Source organism: Streptomonospora sediminis (assembly GCF_054778995.1).
The window spans coordinates 67395-85506 of sequence record NZ_BAAGYZ010000128.1; the positions used below are offsets into that span (position 1 = coordinate 67395).

At 73.0% G+C, this 18112-nt stretch carries 13 protein-coding genes; 4 read left to right on the forward strand and 9 right to left on the reverse strand.

Annotation, left to right across the window (positions count from 1 at the left end; genetic code table 11):
• Positions 1 to 271: 271 nt before the first annotated feature.
• The 3 genes from ACYVD5_RS25455 to ACYVD5_RS25465 form a co-directional block, all read right to left on the reverse strand.
• Positions 272 to 562 (reverse strand): DUF3040 domain-containing protein, encoded by a 291-nt coding sequence (locus ACYVD5_RS25455; RefSeq protein ID WP_461003677.1) that lies wholly within the window; start codon positions 560 to 562, stop codon positions 272 to 274.
• A gap of 207 nt (positions 563 to 769) precedes the next feature.
• Positions 770 to 4546: an AAA family ATPase gene (locus ACYVD5_RS25460; RefSeq protein ID WP_461003678.1), complete on the reverse strand. Its 3777-nt coding sequence runs from the start codon at positions 4544 to 4546 to the stop codon at positions 770 to 772.
• A gap of 286 nt (positions 4547 to 4832) precedes the next feature.
• Positions 4833 to 6446 carry a glycoside hydrolase family 10 protein gene (locus ACYVD5_RS25465; RefSeq protein WP_461003679.1) on the reverse strand — a complete coding sequence of 538 codons (1614 nt, stop codon included), beginning with the start codon at positions 6444 to 6446 and terminating at the stop codon, positions 4833 to 4835.
• Positions 6447 to 6644: 198 nt separating this feature from the next.
• On the opposite strand from ACYVD5_RS25465, the gene ACYVD5_RS25470 reads away from it, so the two are divergent.
• Positions 6645 to 7946, forward strand: coding sequence for an isochorismate synthase (locus tag ACYVD5_RS25470; RefSeq protein WP_461003680.1), 1302 nt, complete (start codon positions 6645 to 6647; stop codon positions 7944 to 7946).
• Positions 7947 to 8022: 76 nt separating this feature from the next.
• Here the strand turns inward: ACYVD5_RS25470 and ACYVD5_RS25475 are convergent, their stop codons facing one another.
• From ACYVD5_RS25475 to menB, 4 genes are all read right to left on the reverse strand, one after another.
• The gene (locus ACYVD5_RS25475; RefSeq protein ID WP_461003681.1) at positions 8023 to 8814 is read right to left on the reverse strand and encodes a cupin domain-containing protein; all 792 of its coding nucleotides are present in this window, start codon (positions 8812 to 8814) and stop codon (positions 8023 to 8025) included.
• Between the two features lie 108 nt (positions 8815 to 8922).
• Complete coding sequence (gene menD, locus ACYVD5_RS25480; protein ID WP_461003682.1) at positions 8923 to 10656, reverse strand: 2-succinyl-5-enolpyruvyl-6-hydroxy-3-cyclohexene-1-carboxylic-acid synthase; 1734 nt, start codon at positions 10654 to 10656, stop codon at positions 8923 to 8925.
• A 389-nt stretch (positions 10657 to 11045) separates the two neighbouring features.
• Complete coding sequence (locus ACYVD5_RS25485) at positions 11046 to 12053, reverse strand: o-succinylbenzoate synthase (RefSeq protein ID WP_461003683.1); 1008 nt, start codon at positions 12051 to 12053, stop codon at positions 11046 to 11048.
• Positions 12054 to 12267: 214 nt separating this feature from the next.
• Positions 12268 to 13116 carry a 1,4-dihydroxy-2-naphthoyl-CoA synthase gene (gene menB / locus ACYVD5_RS25490; protein ID WP_461003684.1) on the reverse strand — a complete coding sequence of 283 codons (849 nt, stop codon included), beginning with the start codon at positions 13114 to 13116 and terminating at the stop codon, positions 12268 to 12270.
• A gap of 193 nt (positions 13117 to 13309) precedes the next feature.
• Here menB and ACYVD5_RS25495 point away from each other — a divergent pair, with 193 nt between their 5' ends.
• Both ACYVD5_RS25495 and ACYVD5_RS25500 read left to right on the forward strand, forming a co-directional pair.
• Complete coding sequence (locus ACYVD5_RS25495; protein ID WP_461003685.1) at positions 13310 to 14506, forward strand: AMP-binding protein; 1197 nt, start codon at positions 13310 to 13312, stop codon at positions 14504 to 14506.
• 382 nt (positions 14507 to 14888) lie between these two features.
• Positions 14889 to 16223, forward strand: a complete 1335-nt coding sequence (locus tag ACYVD5_RS25500; RefSeq protein WP_461003686.1) for an RNA polymerase sigma factor — start codon at positions 14889 to 14891, stop codon at positions 16221 to 16223.
• Positions 16224 to 16435: 212 nt separating this feature from the next.
• Here ACYVD5_RS25500 and ACYVD5_RS25505 read toward each other — a convergent pair whose 3' ends face one another.
• Together ACYVD5_RS25505 and ACYVD5_RS25510 are read right to left on the reverse strand one after the other, a co-directional pair.
• Complete coding sequence (locus ACYVD5_RS25505) at positions 16436 to 16798, reverse strand: GntR family transcriptional regulator (protein ID WP_461003687.1); 363 nt, start codon at positions 16796 to 16798, stop codon at positions 16436 to 16438.
• 92 nt (positions 16799 to 16890) lie between these two features.
• Entirely contained in the window at positions 16891 to 17286 is a 396-nt protein-coding gene (locus ACYVD5_RS25510) for a hypothetical protein (protein WP_461003688.1), read from the reverse strand.
• A 149-nt stretch (positions 17287 to 17435) separates the two neighbouring features.
• Here ACYVD5_RS25510 and ACYVD5_RS25515 point away from each other — a divergent pair, with 149 nt between their 5' ends.
• On the forward strand, positions 17436 to 18110 hold the full coding sequence (locus ACYVD5_RS25515) for a TetR/AcrR family transcriptional regulator (protein WP_461003689.1): 675 nt from the start codon (positions 17436 to 17438) through the stop codon (positions 18108 to 18110).
• Positions 18111 to 18112: the final 2 nt, after the last annotated feature.

The window sequence follows — 18112 nt, forward strand, 5'->3', positions numbered from 1 at the left end:
CAGCGCCCTGAACGCCCTGTGGCGGCGGTGCAGCCCGGTGGGCGCTGCTGTCCGGGCCGGTGTCCGGGTGCTCCCGGCGGCACTGCAGGATGCCGCAGAAGCGGTGCGGCCGCACCGGGCACCGCCCGGCGGCCCGCACCTCCGCCTTGCCGCAGTACCGGCCCGCTCCGGCCGCCGCCGACCGTGCGGCGGCCGGAGCGCCGCTGCGCCGGCCCCGGCCCCGGCCCCGGCCCGGCGGTACGGTATTGCGGCAGCTGCGCCCCTACCCGGCCTACTTGGTCTGGCTGACCTCGCCCGGCTGGTTCACACCCGTCGAAGGCTGGGCGGGCGCCGTGCCCTGTACGGGTGCGCTGAAGTAGAGGCCGGCCAGCATGGCGCACAGCACCAGCGTGGCCACCCCGATGAGCAGCCACAGCAGCCAGCGCCCCGGCCGATCGTCCTCGCCCATCGACGGGTCGTCGCCGCCGAAGCTCCTCAGGTGCCCGTCGAGGTCGGGATCGTCTTTGGCCAGTGCGTCCTCGATCTCGGCGAGGATCCGCCGCTCATTCTCACGCAGGGACATCGCACCCTCCTCGCCGCTCGCGGTGTGTTGGTGAACTGCCTGCAGCGCCGCGCAGCCGCGCCTGTGTAGAGGTTTCTAACCGCGCGGGCAGCGCCCAGTCATCCGCAGCGCCGATTTCGTGTCCGAATACGAGGACCGGAACCGCCGGGCGCCGCACGGCCGCCTGAGAGCCGCCTGTGCGGCGCTTGTCCGGCGCCCGCCCGCGGTTCACAGGTACTGGCCGGGCCGGCTGTCCTCAGGGCCGCGCCCTTGGGCGGTGGCCGGTACGTCGGCGGCGGTCAGCTCGCGCAGCGCCTCGGGGTCTGTGCGGCCGCTCGCGGCCAGCCGCGCCGCCTGGTTGGCGGCGGCCTGTTCGAACACCGCCTCGGCCAGCAGGCCGTTGGCAGGGGCCGAGGAGCGGGTGGTGCGGGCCAGGCAGGTCCGCACGGCCGCGGCCACATCCGGTGCGGGCGCGAACCCGGCCTCGCGGGCGCGCTCGGCGACGATGGCCGCCAACTCCTCGTCGGTGTAGTCGGCGAAGTGGAGCCGCCGGGCCACCAGGGCCGCCAGGTCGGGGTGGGCGCTGAGGAAGGCGTCCAGCTCCTCGCGTCCGCCCGCGAGGACGACGACGAGGTCGTGGCGGTGCTCGGCCATCCGGCGGGCCAGCGCCTCAACGGTTTCGGCCGCCGGCGCCGCGCCGGGCCGGTGCGCGCCCAGCCGGTGGGCGTCGGGCACGTACAGCACCCCGCCCAGGGCTCCGGTGACAGCGGACTCCACCGCGGCACCGCGGTCGGCGGCCGGAGCGGTGAGCTCGTGCGGTTCGGCGCGCACGAAGTGGCCGGAGCTGAGCAGGCCGCGGTGGCCGTAGACCGCGCCCAGCAGTGTCGCCACCGTTGTCTTGGCGGTGCCCGGGTTGCCGGTGAAGGCCATGTGGCCGGGCGAGGCGGCGGCGTGCACGCCGGCGTTGCGGCGGGCCTCCTCTACCCGGGCGCGGGCCTCCAGCGCCCGGACCTCGCGCTTGACCGGCTCGTGGCCCACGAGTTCCTCCAGCCCGGCCAGCGGTTCGCCGGGCAGTGCGGTACCCACGCGGGCGCTGGCGGTGACCGGAATGTCGATCGGACGCAGCTCGCCCAACGCGGCGGCACCGCCGTCGCCGCTCTCGGTGATGCGCCTGGACTGGAGTGCCGTGGCGCGCTCCAGCAGGTTGCGTACCAGCCGGGCGTTGCCGAAGGAACCGTCGCGCGGCGCCGCCCGCAGCACGTGGCGCACCCGGGCCGCGGTATCGGCACCCACCGACAGCCCGGCCTCGGCGGCCATGGCCGCGAAGATCTCGGCCAGCTCGTCCTCGGTGTAATCGGGGAAGCGCAGGTGGCGCGGGAACCGCGAGGCGACACCGGGGTTGGAGGCCAGAAACCGGCCCATCTGCTCCTCGTAGCCGGCGACCACGACCACGAGGTCGTCGCGGTGGTCCTCCATGAGCTTGAGCAGGGTGGCGACGGCCTCGTGCCCGAAGTCGTTGCCGGAGCCGGACTCGGTGAGGGTGTAGGCCTCGTCGATGAACAGCACGCCGCCGACGGCGGTGCGCACGACCTTCTCCACGCGCGGGGCGGTCTGGCCGATGTACTCGGCCACGAGATCGGCGCGGCCCACCTCGATCAGGTGCCCGGACGCCAGCAGGCCCAGGTCGGCGTAGACGGCGCCGAGCAGCCGGGCCACCGTGGTCTTGGCGGTGCCCGGGTTGCCCATGAACACCATGTGGCGGGCGGGCGCCGCCACCAGGGTCCCGGCGGCCTCGCGCAGCCGCTCGGCGCGGGCCTCGGCGGCGAACAGCGAGATCTCGCGTTTGACGGTGGCCAGCCCCACCAGCTTGTCGAGTTCGCGCATCGTCGGCCCGCCGGGGTCGGCCGGCTCGCCGGGTTCGGCGCCTTCTCCGGATTCTCCGGGGCCGGCCGGCTCGCCGCCGCCCTGGGAGGCGGGGCCTGCGCCGCCCGGCGCAGCGGCCGGCGCTGCGGGCAGGGCGGAGGGGCCCGGGGTGGCGCCGGTGCGCTGGGCGGTGGACTCGGGGATGTCGGCGGGCAGCAGCAGCCGCAACTCGTCGGCGCCGGGGGCCTCGGCCAGTGCGGCGACCCGGCGGGCCTGCAGCGAGGCGGCTCGTTCCGCGAGGCCGCGTGCGGCGCGGGCGTTGCCGAACGAGGGACCGCGCGCGGTCTTGCGCAGCACGTGATCGGCCGCCTGCAGCGCGCCCTCGCCCAGCGTGAAGCCGGCACCGGTGGCCGCGGCGGCGAAAATACCGGTGAGTTCGGCGCCGGTGTAGTCGGCGAACTCCAGCCGGCGGGGCAGACGGGCGGCCAGGCGCGGGTTGGCCGCCAGGAACCGGCCGATGTCGCGTGTCGGGCCGGCCAGCACCACAGCCAACTCGGCGGGGTGTTCCTGCATGTGCTTGAGCAGCGCGGTGATCGCATCGCCGCCCAGCCCGCGGCCGGCGTCGGACTCGGTGAGGGTGTGGGCTTCGTCGATGAGCAGCACCCCGCCCAGGGCGTTTTTGACGACCTGTTCGACGCGGCCGGGGGTCTGGCTTAGGGAGTCGCCGACCAGGTCGGCGCGGCCGACCTCGACGACGTGGCCCGAGGTGAGCGCGCCCAGTCCGGCATAGACCGTGCCCAGGATCCGGGCGACGGTGGATTTCGCGGTTCCGGGGTTGCCCATGAAGACCATGTGGCGGGCGGGCGGGGTGATGTCGACCCCGGCTTCGGTGCGCATGCGTTCGGCGCGGGCCTCTTGGGCGCAGGCCCGGATCTCGCCCTTCACCGGTTCCAGGCCGATCAGCGCGTCGAGTTCGGCCAGCGCCCGCTCGGCGGAGTCCTCGCCGCCCGAGCCGGGGGCCTCGGCATCCCCGGTGCCGCCGTCGCTGCCGGCCGGCAGTGCGGTAGGGGCCGCCGCGAGCGCCCGCCGCGGCGGGCGGCCGAAGCGGTGCAGGTCCTGCTGGAACCCGACCACGGGCAGCGGGATGGCCACCGCCGGTTTCTGCAGCACGCTGTCCTCGCTTGAGGCCAGTGCGCTGGCGCAGCGGGTGCCCATGTCCAGCCAGGTGCGTACGGCGTCGATCTCGCCGGCCAGTGTCGCCTGCCAGAGCCACGTGCGCGCCCGGCGGCTCCAGGTGCCCTGGTGGAAGGACTGGCGGTGGTCGTCGAAACGCTCGACCTGTTCGCCGAATGCGTCGTCGTCCAGGATGACGCTGGCGATGGGCGGCAGGGTGGGCAGTTTCAGGCCCAGGCACAGGTCGGTGACCACGTCCTCGTGGTCGGGGATGTCGTGGGCCGCAGCGGCGATGCGCTTGTGCGCGGCGGCGAAGCCGGTGTAGGCCCACTGCAGGAAGTCGGCGGGCGGGGCGAGTTCGGGCATGGCGGCGAGCATGTCGTCGTCGGCGCCGTCCCGCCAGTCTTTGCGCAGGTCCCGCGGCTTACCGGTGAGGTCGTTCTCGTGTTTTCCGGGGTCGGCGGCCCGCTGCCGGTGCATCCGCAGGATCTGCTCGCGGCGGTCCTCCCACGGGGTGATGCCCTCGACCGCTTCGAGAAGCTCGCGGACGAGGTCGAGGGCGGTTTCGCGCTGCTCGCGGTCGGCGGCCGCCTCGAACAGCTCATAGGACGGGGGCAGGCGCAGGTTGTCGAAGATCCACTGGGTCGGGTCCTTGGCGGTGTTGGAGTTGGCCAGGTACTCGGCGGTCAGGATCGCGGGCAGGCGGGCGTAGGCGCCGGCGTTGACCCGAAGCCCGCCGGAAAGCATGATCACCTGCTGCAGTGCCTCGTTGGCGAAGCGGTCGCGCATGCCGCCGGAGCCGGGTCGGAAGGGCTCGGCCCGGGGGTCGTCCATGAGCTTGCCGATGCGCCCGATCAGCTCGTCGACGAGTCCGTCGGGCACCCGCCAGGGGCCGTAGGAGTAGACGTCCAGCACCGGTTCGTCGGTGAGAAGCAGCTCCAGGTGCTCGGGCAGGCGGATCGGCGTCAACCTGGCTCCTTCGTTCGGCCGCTGTGGCGGGGGGCGTGGCGGGCGCGCTCGGGGCGGCGCAGGCGGCGGACGGCCGGTGACCGGGGGCCGCGGGCGCTGGGCCGCGGCGGCTCCGGACGGACCCGAACGGTGCGGCCGCCCCTTCCAGGATGGCCGCCCGCTCGGACATTTCGCTGCGTCACCCCTGCGGCCGGTACCGGCCGCAGGGGGCGTCGGCCGCTGCTCCCGCCCCGCTGCGCCGCTACACGCTACCGGTGCGGGCGCAGCGCCGGGCCGGCGGTGCCGGCTATCCGGGCGAGAGCCGGGCGGCCGGTCCGGGGGCGCTTTCGGTGCGGTAGTCGTCCAGCGCGGTCACGTGGTAGCGGACCGGCCCGTCGGCGGGGGCGGTGTCGGTGAAGGCCGACTGCTCGCCGCCGGTCACCGCGACCAGATTGGCGGGGTCGGCGAGGTCGCAGGGGTCGTTGCCCTTGCCGGGCACCCGGTAGACGGCGTAGAAGCGCGCCTCCTTTACGCCCTCCCAGCTCAGCCGCACCGTGTCGTTCTGCGTGCGTTGCGCGGTGAGCCCGGTCACCGCGGCGGGCGGGCTGTTCTCGGCGGAGCCGGCGGGGTCGGCGGCGGGCGGAAGTGCGGCGTGCCGGTAGTGCTGTTCGCCGACGTCGGCCATTGCCTTCTCCGCCCGGCCGGTGAGGTCGGAGATGGAGAAGTAGACGTCGCCGCCGACCTCGGCGTGTTCGGCGTTGAGGTCGAGTTGGCGGGAGAGCGCGTCGGCGCCGCGCCAGCCGTCTTCGCCGACCCGGTAGGCGGCCTGGCCGATGTAGAGGTCCACCCCGGTGCCGGCGACCTGTTCGGACCACCAGGGCACGAGCTTGGCGTAGTCGGCGATGCCGTAGCCGCGCGGCCAGTAGAGCTGCGGCACGATGTAGTCGACGGTGCCCTGCCGGATCCAGGCGCGGGTGTCGGCGTACTGGGCGCTGTAGGACTCCAGCCCTTCGGTCTCGGATCCGGCGGGGTCGCTTGCGGCGTTGCGCCAGATACCGAAGGGGGAGATCCCGAACCGCACCCAGGGCTTGGTCTGCTCGATGCGCTCGTGGACCTCGGCGATGAGGGTGTCGACGTTGTCGCGCCGCCAGTCGGCGCGGCTGTCGAAGCCGTCGCCGTGGCGCTGCCAGCTGCGGTCGTCGTCGAACTTCTCGCCCTCGGCGGGGTAGGGGTAGAAGTAGTCGTCGAAGTGCACTCCGTCGATGTCGTAGCGCTGGACCACGTCCAGGACCACGTCGCTGACCCATTCGCGCACGTCGGGGTTGCCCGGGTCGAAATAGCCCTGGTCGGCGTATTCGATGAGCCAGTCGGGGTGCCGGCGGGCGGGGTGGTCGGGGGCGAGGTTCTCCAGGTCGGGGTCCTTCCAGCCGACACGGTAGGGGTTGAACCAGGCGTGCAGTTCGATGCCGCGCCGGTGGGCCGCATCGACGGCGAACTTCAGCGGGTCGTAGCCGGGGTCGCCGCCCTGCTCGCCGGTGAGGTAGCGCGCCCAGGGTTCCTTGTCGGAGGCGTAGAGTGCGTCGGCGGTGGGGCGCACGTGCAGGAACACCGTGTTCAGGCCCAGAGAGGCGGCGCGGTCGAGCATGTCGCGCAGTTCCTGCTGCTGCTCGTCCTTGCCGAGTCCGGATTCGGACGGCCAGTCGATGTTGCGGACGGAGGCGATCCAGGCGCCGCGCATCTGCCGTTTGGCGGAGTTCCCGTCGGCGGTACCGGTGCAGTTTTCGGGGATGGGCCGGGCGCCCTGCGCCGCGGGCGAGGAGGGGGTTCCCTGTTCGGGCCCTGACGCGGACCACGGCACGCAGGCGCCCAGCAGGGGCACTGTCGTGGCCATGGCCGCCGCACTGAGCAGCAGCCGTCGCATGTGTCGGTTTACCTCGCAGTTAATACGTTTTTACAACATTCTGGATAAGGATACGGGTCCGCATTGACCGGTGCGGCCCGGTCGGCGAAATCAGTGGCGAACGCCGCACGGCGGCCCCCGGGCGCGCCGCGCGCCGGGTGGGAGGAACGTCGGCCCCGACGCCCAATCGGAAGTTTGCGGCTTTTAGGATGAGTGGCTGTGAACCCAGCCTTGGACGAGCAGCCGCCCTTGACCGTGCGCACGGTTCCGTTGGAGCAGGCTCCGGACCTGATCGCGCACCTGCCCGCTACCGCCCCGCTGGCCTGGTTGCGCCACGGCGAAGGGCTGGTCGGCTGGGGTGAGGCCGCACGGGTGGAACTCCCGGCCGAGCCCGCATCCGCACCGGACGGCACCGGGCGCTTCTCCGCGGCGGCGCGGGCCTTGCAAAAACTGACCGCGCGCACCAGCGTGCAGGACGAGGTCGGCCTGCCGGGAACAGGGCCGGTGGCCTTCGGCGGCTTCACCTTCGACCCCGGCTCGGCCGGGTCGGTGCTCATCGTGCCGCGCGTGATCGTCGGGCGCCGCGGCGGACGCTGCTGGATCACCACGGCCGCGGCCGGCGGCGGCGCCGATGGCGCCCCGGACACGCTGCTCGGCACCGAACCGCCGCCGGCGCCCGTGGGACCGCTGTCTTGGGAGCCGGGCGCGCTCACCGCCGAGGAATGGCACCGGGCCGTGGCCGCGGCGGTCGAGCGCATCCGCGGCGGCGGACCCGGCCGCAGCGGGCCGGAGGAACTGGGCAAGGTCGTCATGGCCCGCGATGTGGTCGCCGCCGCCGAAAACGGCATCGACCCGCGCACGCTGCTGTCGCGGCTGGCCCGCGACTACCCCGACTGCTACACGTTCTCCGTCGACGGAATGGTCGGTGCCACCCCGGAGCTGCTGCTGCGCCGCGAGGGCGACGAGATCAGCTCGCTGGTGCTGGCAGGTACCCGCCCGCGCGGCTCAGACCCGGCCGAGGACCAGCGCCTCGCCCGCGACCTGCAGGAATCGGCCAAGGACAACGAAGAGCACCGCTATGCGATCGAGTCGCTGCGGGTGGCCCTGGCCCCGCTGTGCGATTCGGTGCGGGCACCCGAGCGGCCGGAGCTGCTGCGGCTGGCCAATGTCCAGCACCTCGCCTCGCCCGCCCGGGCCCGCCTGCGTCCGGGAGTATCCACCCTGGATGCGGTGGCGGCCATGCACCCCACCGCAGCCGTCGGCGGCACGCCCACGGCTGCGGCCATGCAGGTGATCCGCGAGCTGGAGGGCATGGACCGGGGGCGCTACGCCGGCCCGGTCGGCTGGATCGACGGCGCCGGAAACGGCGAGTGGGGCATCGCGCTGCGCTGTGCACAGGTCGAGGGCCGCCGCGCCCGGCTGTTCGCCGGATGCGGCATCGTCGCCGACTCCGACCCTGCCTCCGAGGTGGCCGAGTCCGAGTCCAAACTGCAGGTGATGCGCACGGCGCTGAGCGGCTGAGCTCCGGCGCCGCCTTCGGGGCCGGGCTCTCCGGGGCCCGGCCCCGAAGGCGGCGGCAACGGCCGCGGCGGCTCGGTCAGAACTCGTCTGCGACGGCCTCGAAGTCGGCGAAGTCGAAGCCGGGCGAGACGAAGCAGCTCACCAGCGCCTCCTCCGAGGTGAGCGGGCGCGCCGCCTGCCAGGTGCCCGCAGGGATGAGGGCCTGAAGCACGTGGCCCGCCTCGATGTATGGGCCCAGGGTCTGCCAGGAGTCTGCCTCGGGCCGGTCGCCGGTGCCGCCGAAGGACAGTTTGAGCGGCCCGCCGCGGTTGAAAACCCACATTTCGTCGGAGCGCACCCGGTGCCAGCGCGAGGCCTCCCCCGGGTTGAGCAGGAAGTGGATGCCGGTGGCAGTGGCGCGCGCACCCGGGTAGCCGGGCGGAGACACCTCGGCCCGGGTCGTCCAGGTCTGGCGGTACCAGCCGCCTTCGGGATGGGGCAGCAGGTCCAGCAGGTCAGCGGTGGCACCGCGCTGTTCCACCGAGACGAACGCCCCCTGCGGATCGCGGCGCAGATAGCGGACACCTATCACCGCCTCGCGCTCGATCGGCCCGTAGATGTGCGGGAACAGCGTGTCGGGCGGCATTCCCGGGGGCGGCGCGGGCGCAGCGGCCTCCCAGCGGACCTCCGCAGCGAGCCTGCCGGAGTCGATGATGAGGACGACCTGGGTTTCGGCCGCCCCGGTGTAGATGGCGTTGGCAACGGCCAGCACCGCCGCATCATCCGGCGCGGCGTGTACGAACCCTTCGCTGCGCAGGGAATCCGGCGCGATCGGCCCTTGCCCGCCGCTCCAGGTACTCACATCGGTGATATGCCGCAGGTAACGCATATCCGCAAGCTAGCAGCAGGCCGCAGGGGCTGCAGCGGCTGGGGCGGCTGGGGCGCCGCACGCCCGGACCGCGCACCGCCGGGCGCCCCGCGAACGGGCGGGCGCCGGTCAATCCTCCAGCGCGGAGTCGACCGCGTGCTGGAGCATGCGGCGCAGGGCCGCCGAGTCGGCGCGGTCGGTGCGCACCTCGACCAGGCGCAGCCCTTCGCCCAGCAGCGCCTTGGGCAGGTCGCCGGCCCATTCCAGGCGGGTATAGGGCACGTCGGCCATGTGGGCGACGCGCTCCATCGACATCCCGTGCGGGGTGCCGAACAGCCGCTCGAATCTGGGGTGGCCCGCCTGCTCCAAGCCGGAGAAGATACCGCCGCCGTCGTTGTTGACCACCACCACCGCCAGGTTCGGCCGCGGTTCGCCCGGTCCCAGCACCAGGCCGTTCTGGTCGTGCAGCAGTGCCAGGTCCCCCAGCAGCGCATAGGCGCCCCCTCCGCCTTCGCTCTGGTGGGCCAGCGCCGCGCCCACGGCCGCGGAGACAGTACCGTCGATGCCGCTGACCCCGCGGTTGCCCATGATCCGCGCGCCGCAGCGGGCGTGCATGGCCGCGTCCAGGTCGCGGATGGGCATGCTCGACCCGGCGAACAGCAGCGATCCGTTCGACATCTGCGCGGCGAGGTCGCGGGCCAGCCGCACCTCGCTGAGGGCGTGCTCGGAGTCGAGGACCCGGTCGATGGCAAAGCGCGCCCGGTGCTCGGCGTCCTGCCAGGAGCGCGCCCAGGCGGTGTCGGGCCGGGCGGTGGCGGCGGCGGCCACCGCCGGGACCACGTCGGTGGCGGTGCGCACCGGGTCGGCGAAGTCGTGCTCGCCGCCCACCGCGACATGCCGATCGGCGCTGCGGAGGTAGTCCAGCATCTGCCGGGACAGCCCGGGGCGTCCGACGCTGACCACCAGTTCGGGCCGGTGTTCGGCGAGGAACCGCTGCGAGGCGAGCAGGTGTCGGTAAGACGAGACCGCTTCGGCCCTGCGCGCGTTGGATGTGGGTTCGGCCAGCAGCGGCCAGCCGGTCGCCGCCGCCAGCGCCAGGTAAGGGATGGGGTCGTAGTCGCCGTCGCCGCAGACGATGACTCCGCGCTCGATGGGCGGCAGCTCCACGGGCTCCGGTTCGGCGGGGGCGGCCAGCCGTTCGGTCCACGGCCGCCCCGAACCGCGGCCGGTCAGCGGCTCGGGCCAGACGGCGTTGGCCAGAGCGGCCGCCGCGAAGTCGGCGGCGGACCCGGTGTCGTCCGCGTCCTGCTGCTGCTCCGGCAACGGGATCTCGGGCACCAGCGGGTCGCGGAAGGCCAGGTTGAGATGTACGGGCCCGGGCCACGCCGCGCCCGCGGCCGCCCAGGCGCGGCAGGCCAGCGAGCGCCAGTAGGCCACCATCCCCGGCACGCGGTCGGGCGTGCCCACCTCGGTGAACAGCCGCACGGCCGAGCCGAACAGGCCGATCTGGTCCACGGTCTGGTTGGCGCGGGTGCCGCGCAGTTCGGGCGGCCGGTCGGCGGTGAGGACCAGCAGCGGCACCCCGCTCTCGTCGGCCTCCAGCACCGCCGGGTGGAAGTTGGCCGCGGCGGTACCCGAGGTGCACACCAGCGCGACCGGGCGCCGGTGCGTGCGGGCCAGCCCCACGGCGAGGAAGGACGCCGACCGCTCGTCGATACGGACGTGTACCCGCACGTTCGGGTGCGCGGCCAAGGCCAGCGCCAGCGGTGTGGAACGCGACCCCGGCGCCACGACGGCCTCGTTCAGCCCGCAGCGGGCCAGTTCGTCGACGAGGACGCGCGCCAGAGCGGTAGACGGGTTCATGCGGTCTCTCTAGTTCGTCACGTATGTACAAGCTTCGACGGGGTCGCTGGACCGCAGTACGGATGGACCTGTGTCCGAGGGCCGGCTCCGCCCGGGCGCAGCGGGCGGGCGATATCCGCGCCCGCGCACAGCGGTACCGCGCCGGCATCGGCACCGCCCACCGGCAAGCACCGGCCCCAACCCGCGATCTACAACGGACAATGGGCCGGCAAACGTCCGGCATGCCGGGAAAACCCCCAGAGTGTGACCGGGATCGCCGTGCGCGCGCCGCGGCGGTTCGGGCGCCGGCACGCCCATCCCCCTCCCGGCGGCGCGGCACACCCGCTTTCGGTTCTCTCAGGGGACCTACCCGATCTCACGCGTTCAACCGATACCGCGGAAAAACACGGTCAACCATCACGCGCCCGCCCTTGACGGTCAGCGCCGGCGATATCCCCGCCGGCGGCGGCCCGCTCGCCCGCGCGGCGGGCGGCCTCGGCGCGGCGCAGCCACGGGCCGGCGTCGGCCTCGACCGCGGCGAGCCGGGTCTCGTCGACCCCGGGGCGGCGCACCGGCAGCCAACCGTCCTCGGCGGCCAGCGGTTCGGCGGTGACGTCGCCGCCGAGCAGGTGCATGGTCGCCAATCCGCAGGCGTAGGGCAGTTCGGGCAGCGCCGCCGCCAGCGCGACACCGGCGGCCAGCCCCACGGAGGTCTCCACGGCGCTGGAGACCACCACCGGCAGCCCGCAGGCCTCAGCGACGTCCAGGGCGGCACGCACGCCGCCCAGCGGCTGCACTTTCAGCACGACGATGTCGGCGGCACCGGCGGCCCGCACCCGCAGCGGGTCCTGCGCGCGGCGGATCGACTCGTCGGCGGCCACCGGAACCCCGCTCCGGCGCCGCACCAGGGCCAGTTCCTCCAGGGTGGCGCAGGGCTGTTCGGCGTACTCCAGATCGAAGCGCGCCAGCTCGGCCAGCATCCGCACCGCCGTGTCGGCGTCCCAGGCGCCGTTGGCGTCGACGCGTACGCGCCCGGCCGGGCCGATGGCTCCGCGCACCGCCTCGACCCGCGCGATGTCCTCGGCGGGCGGTTGCCCGGGCTCGGCTACCTTCACCTTGGCGGTGGTGCAGCCGCCCTCGGCGACGATGCGGGCAGCGTGTTCGGGGCCCACCGCGGGCACGGTGACGTTGACGGGGATCCGCTCGCGCACCGGTGCGGGCCAGCCCGCAACGGCGGCCTCGCGGCAGGCCGCCCACCAGCGGGCGCACTCGCCCGGCCCGTACTCGGGAAACGGCGAGAACTCGCCCCATCCGGCCGCGCCGCGCACCAGGAGCCCTTCGCGCACGTCCGTGCCGCGGAACCGGGTGCGCATCGGCACGGCAAAAGCGCGCGCCTCGGCGATGTCACTTGGGCCCACTACCGTCTCCCGCTCCCGCCTGCACGCGGACGCCCTGCGCCACCCGGCGGCGCCGGTGCCCCGGCTCATTGGTCGATTTGCCGCGCCGGACCCTGCCGGACCCGCCCGGGGCGGGCGGCGGCCGACCGGTTGGACGGCCAGCCCCGTTATCCGCACGGGCAGGAGCGCGCTCCGGTCCTGTGCGGACCGCGGCAGCGGGTGGCCGGCGGCGGTGTCAGGGCCGGCGCGGGAACCGGTCGAAGTCCGGGCTGCGCTTCTCCTTGAAGGCTTCGCGGCCCTCTTGGGCCTCGTCGCTCATGTAGTAGAGCATTGTCGCGTCGCCGGCGAACTGCTGCATACCGGCCGCGCCGTCGCTGACCGCGTTGATGGCGCCCTTGACCATGCGCAGGGCCAGCGGGGACTTCTCCAGCATTTCCCGCGCCCAGGAGACGGTCTCCTCCTCCAGGCGCTCCAGCGGCACGACGGTGTTGACCATGCCCATGTCCCGCGCCTCTTCGGCCGAGTACTGCCGGCACAGGTACCAGATCTCGCGGGCCTTCTTCAGGCCCACGGTCTCGGCCAGCAGCCACGAGCCGTACCCGCCGTCGAACGAGCCGACCTTGGGGCCGGTCTGGCCGAACTTGGCGTTGTCGGCGGCGATGGTCAGGTCGCAGCAAACCTGCAGCACGTTGCCGCCGCCGATCGCCCACCCGGCGACCATGCACACGACCGGCTTGGGCAGGCGGCGGATCTGCACCTGCAGGTCCAGCACATTGAGCCGGCCGATGCCCTGGCGCGCCACCGCGTCGTCGCCCATGTAGCCGTCGTCTCCGCGGATCTTCTGGTCGCCGCCGGAGCAGAATGCCTGGTCCCCGGCGCCCGTGAAAATGATCACACCGACATCGGAGTCGTCGCGGGCGGCGTTGAAGGCGCTCTGGAGCTCGAAGAGCGTCTGCGGCCGGAACGCGTTGTGGCGCTCGGGCCGATTGATCGTGATCTTGGCGATCCCCTCGGCGGTCTCGTAGATGATGTCGGTGTACTCACCCGACCGCTGCCACTGCACGCCACTCACGACTGCCGTCATCTCCTTCGCTGCATGATCCAACCGGAGCCGGGGCCGGGGCGGCCCGGGTGGTCCGCTGCGGCCCACCGCCCCCGGAATCCGTCGATGGCCAACCCTAATCGCTCACCCGGCCACCGGTGCACGACCCCGGTGCCGGGTTTCGCGGGGTGGGCGGGGTGAGAGGCCAGGTGGAAACGCCCTAAGCTCGGGAGGCGTGGCGAACCGACCCCTGCAGGCGGTGCTGGGCCTGGAGCCCGCCCACCTCACCGAACTGCTCAGCGAGTCCCTCCGCGGACACGGCCCCGCGCTGCTGCCTCTCGACCCCGCCGCACCGCGTCCCCGCCGGGACGCCGTCATCGAGGCGATGCGGCCGGCGTCGCTGCGCACCCCCGAGGGCGTCACACCGCTGGACGGGGCCCGTCCGACCGGCGACGACATCGCGCTGACCATCGCCACCTCCGGTTCGACCGGCACACCCAAGGGCGTGGAACTGCCTGCGGCGGCCCTGCAGGCCTCCGCGCACGCCTCACTGCGGCGGATCGGGGCCGCCGAGGGCGACCGGTGGCTGTGCGCGCTGCCCCACGCCCACATCTCCGGGCTGCTGGTGCTGGCGCGCGCCCTGGCCGCCGGCACCGAACCGCTCGTCGAAGAGTTCGACCCCGACTCGGCGATGCGCACCGCCGCCCGCCACCGCCCCCACGTCTCGCTGGTGCCCACCCAGCTCCACCGGCTGCTGGCCGCGGGCGCCGACCTGTCGCGCTTCGGCACGATCCTGGTGGGCGGTGCGGCCGCCCACCAGGAGCTGCTGAGCGCGGCGCGCGCCGCCGGCGGGCGCGTCGTCACCACCTACGGCATGAGCGAGACCTGCGGCGGGTGCGTTTACGACGGCGAGCCGCTGGAGGGCGTGCAGGTCCGCATCGAACCCGACGGCCGGATCCTGCTGGGCGGCGACGTGGTGTTCGCCGGGTACCGCCTGGCCCCTGGGGCGACCGCCGAGCACCTGGTGCGCTCCGCGGACGGCACGCGGTGGATGCGCACCAGCGACCTCGGCCGCTGGGACGGCGAGGGTCGGCTGGTGGTGCGCGGCCGGCTGGACGACGTGATCAACACCGGCGGGCACAAGGTGGTCCCCGGCGAGGTTGCGGCGCTGGTGACCGGGCTGGAGTCGGTCGCCGAGGCCGCGGTGGTGGGCCGCCCCGATCCCGAATGGGGCGAGCGGGTGGTGGCGGTGGTGGTGCCGGCCGACCCCGCTGCGCCGCCCGGCCTGGAGGAAATCCGTGCGCGGGTGGGCGAACGGCTGCCGCGTTATGCGGCGCCGCGCGAACTGGAAATCCGCGCCCGCATGCCGCTGCTGGCCTCGGGAAAACCCGATCTGGCGGCCTTGCGCCGCGCCGCTCAGCAGCGCGATTGACGAGGCCGCCCATGGGCAGGATGATCAATGACCGGGATCATTCGGTAACGGAATCCGCCCATCGGGGGAACTTCCCACGCCGTAAGCGCGTCTACCAAGGCACCGGGTCCCTACCCCCGCGAAGGAGGTCGGCGGTGCGGAACGAACGGCTCCGCAGTGCCGGGGCCGCAGTGCCGCCCCGGCGATGCGTCGCATGCCGTCGTACCCGCTCACCAGACCGCCACACACCCTTTTTCGGCAGTGACCTAGACCACGTCCCGCGAGATCTAATCGAGACCGGGAACATTTGACTCTCTGACACGTTAGACATAGTGGCGTGCGAACACGGCGGACTCCTTAACCGCCACGCGCCTGACGTCTTGGAAGGGAGGGAGGTGCCTTCATGTCGCGCACTGCCCTAGCCACTTCTCCCACGGTGGCGGAGACCGCAGACGGCAAGGATGTGGCGTCCGCGTCGCTGGACGAACTGATCACCCGGGGGCGCTCCCAGGGACACCTGTCCCTTGGGGAGCTCCGTGCCGCATTCTCCGCGGCAGGAATCAGCCCGGCCGACGGCCGTTCCATCCTGCGCGAACTCGCCGATGCCGGTGTGCGGCTCGCCAACGGGGGCGGCGACGCCGCAACGGTGGAGTCCGTCGACGCCGATGCTGAAGACGACGCGCTCGAAGCGGCGCTCGACACCGCACCCGAGGAGGCTGCGGCAGCCAAGGCCGACGATACCGAATCGGCGGTAAGTGTTCGGCCCCAGGAGCCCGAGGGCCCCGAGGCCGACCTCGACGACCAGTCCCCGGCCATGGGCGACTCCGTCCATACCTACCTCAAGGCGATCGGCCGGCGCCAGCTCCTCACAGCCGAGGAGGAGGTCGACCTCGCCAAGCGTATAGAGGCCGGCCTCTATGCCGAGTACCGGCTGGGCACCATCGAGGACTCCCCCGGGCCCGAGGAGCTCAGCGAAACCGAACACGCCGACCTCACCGAGATCGCTGAGGACGGCCGGCGCGCCAAACAGCACATGCTCGAGGCGAACCTGCGCCTGGTCGTGTCGGTCGCCAAGAAGTACAGCGACCGCGGTATGTCGCTGCTGGACGTGGTGCAGGAGGGCAACCTCGGCCTCATCCGGGCCGTTGAGAAGTTCGACTACACCAAGGGCTTCAAGTTCTCCACCTACGCCATGTGGTGGATCCGCCAGGCAATACAGCGCGGATTCGCCGACTCGGCGCGCACCATCCGGCTGCCCGTGCACGTGCTGGAGCTGCTCAGCAAGGTCAGCCGGCTGGAGCGGGACATGCACCAGACCCTGGGGCGCGAACCCACTCCCGACGAACTGGCCAAGGAGCTGGACAAAACCCCGACCCAGATCGAGGAGCTGCTGCGCGTCACCCGCCAGCCCATCAGCCTCGACTCCACCATCGGCGAAGACGGCGAAACCCGTATCGGCGACCTCATCGAGGACATCGACGCCTCCGAGGCCTCCGAGGTGGTCGACCGCCAGCTCATGGCCGACCAGCTCCGCCGGGCGCTGGAAGACCTCGAACCGCGCGAGGCGACCATAATGTCGCTGCGGTTCGGCCTGATGGACGGGCGTCCGCGCACACTCGACGAGATCGGCAAACATCTCGGCCTGACCCGCGAACGCATCAGGCAACTCGAGAAGCAGTCCCTGTCGAAGCTGCGCCACCCCAGCCGAGCCCAGCAGCTGCTCGATTTCGCGAGCTGACCGGCCAACCCGCGCACCTCGACCGCGACCCCGTGCCCGCCACCGTGCGGGCACGGGGTCGTTTTGCGCCCTGCACGCGGACACGGGTCGACTGGGCTGCCTTGCCCGCGCCGTATACGGCAACGAACCTGCGGAAATGCCGTGATCCGGGGCCCGATCACGGCATTTCCGCAGGTTCGCCGGGATCACCCGCGGATGGGGCCGCGGGCGGCTCAGCCGCGCAGGGCGGCGCGGACGATGTCGAGGGCCTCGTTGCGGTCGAGCCCGAGCTTGGCGATCACCTCGGCATAGCCGCGCGCGGCCGCTACGGCCTCGGCGCGCTGGACGTCGCCGTCGGCGGCGACGTAGGTGCCCGAGCGGCCGCGGGTCTCGACCACGCCGGCCTGCTCGAGCTCGCGGTAGGCGCGCGCCACCGTGTTCACTGCGACGGAGAGCGACTCGGCCAATGCGCGCACGGTCGGCAGTTTGTAGCCGACCGGAAGTTCGCCTTTGGCGGCCGCGTTGGCCACCGCCGCCCGTATCTGCTCATACGGGGCAACCTTTGACGTCGGGTCGATGCGGATCGCCTCCGGCATCCTCGCCCCCACTCCCTGTAACTGCTGTGCTTGCGGCGTGCGCACAACGCCTGCTCAGATACTCCCACTGCGCGGCAAGCGGCGCACGTCCCTCACACGGCGGCAGGGTTGAGCGGAAGGCGCTCGATGCCGTGCAGGCGGTGGTCTTCGCGTGCGGTGAGCAACCGTTCGGCGGTCTCGGTGGCCCGGCGGACCTCGGGGGTGGCCAGCCGCTTGCGGCGGTAGATGCGGTCGTTGTAGCCGCGCGGGCCGATCAGCACCCGCTCGCGGGCGTACGCCGCGCGCATCGCCTCGGTCAGGGCGGTGTCGAGGGCGGTGCCGCAGCGGTGCAGCTCAGTGAAGTCGGCGTCGAGGCGCTGGGCCTCGGCGAGCCGGTTCTCGGCTTCGGCGACCACCCGGACCAGCTCCGGCAGGCGTTCGGCCGCGCTCTGGTCCTCGGCGAAGCGCTTGCGCGCGGAGTCGTCGACCTTCCGGTTTGCCAGGGCCATGTTCTCGCTCCCGATCGTCGGTTCGTGCAGTGTGCGGAGGGGGAATGCGGGCGGGGTGCAGCGTCCCACTCTAGGGGTGGGCCACCTCACCTGGCGAGCGCAACGGTGCTTCCCGGCACGGGCCTTACACGTAATCCTAGGATTCGGGTGTGAGCAGAAACAACGCCGGCCTCAGCGCCGAACGCATCATCAACGAGGCACTGCGCATCATCGACGGCCAGGGGCTGCGCCGGCTGACCATGCGCCGGCTGGGCGATGCCCTGGAAGTGGAGGCAATGGCGATTTACCACCACTTCCCGCTGGGCAAGGAGCAGCTGTTCGACGCGATCGTCGCCTACATCAGCGACGTGACCCGCGGCCCGGCCGACGGCGGCGGAGAGAGCGACGGGGAGGACGGCGACGGGAGCGCGGCCGGCGCGGAATCCGCCCCGGAAACCGCCGATGAGCCGCCCTGGGACGAGCGGCTGCGCGCCTGGGCCCAGGACTACCGCCGCGCGCTGCTGGAGCACGCCCAGGCGCTGCCGCTGTTCATCCACCGCCGTCCCGACACCGAAGCGGCGCTGCGATCGCTGGAGCTGCACTACGCGGCCTTCAGCGAGGCCGGGCTCGCCGGCTCCGACGTTGTACAGGCGGCCGCCGCGCTGGACTCCTATGTCACCGGGGCGGTCATCCACGAGGTGCGCGCCAACGGGCTGTCGGCGCAGCGGCCCGCTGTGCCCGACGGCCGGTTCCCGCACGCGGCGGCACTGCACGGGGTCGAACTCGACCCCGAGCGCCGCTTCACCGACGGTCTGGACGCTCTACTGATGGCGCTGCGGCACTGACG

Excerpts from the sequence above, each read along its gene's own strand:
- ACYVD5_RS25455 (WP_461003677.1), bottom strand. The coding sequence starts at position 562 with ATGTCCCTGCGTGAGAATGAGCGGCGGATCCTCGCCGAGATCGAGGAC.
- ACYVD5_RS25465 (WP_461003679.1), bottom strand. The coding sequence starts at position 6,446 with ATGCGACGGCTGCTGCTCAGTGCGGCGGCCATGGCCACGACAGTGCCC.
- ACYVD5_RS25475 (WP_461003681.1), bottom strand. The coding sequence starts at position 8,814 with ATGCGTTACCTGCGGCATATCACCGATGTGAGTACCTGGAGCGGCGGG.
- menD (WP_461003682.1), bottom strand. The coding sequence starts at position 10,656 with ATGAACCCGTCTACCGCTCTGGCGCGCGTCCTCGTCGACGAACTGGCC.
- menB (WP_461003684.1), bottom strand. The coding sequence starts at position 13,116 with ATGACGGCAGTCGTGAGTGGCGTGCAGTGGCAGCGGTCGGGTGAGTAC.
- ACYVD5_RS25500 (WP_461003686.1), top strand. The coding sequence starts at position 14,889 with ATGTCGCGCACTGCCCTAGCCACTTCTCCCACGGTGGCGGAGACCGCA.
- ACYVD5_RS25505 (WP_461003687.1), bottom strand. The coding sequence starts at position 16,798 with ATGCCGGAGGCGATCCGCATCGACCCGACGTCAAAGGTTGCCCCGTAT.
- ACYVD5_RS25510 (WP_461003688.1), bottom strand. The coding sequence starts at position 17,286 with ATGGCCCTGGCAAACCGGAAGGTCGACGACTCCGCGCGCAAGCGCTTC.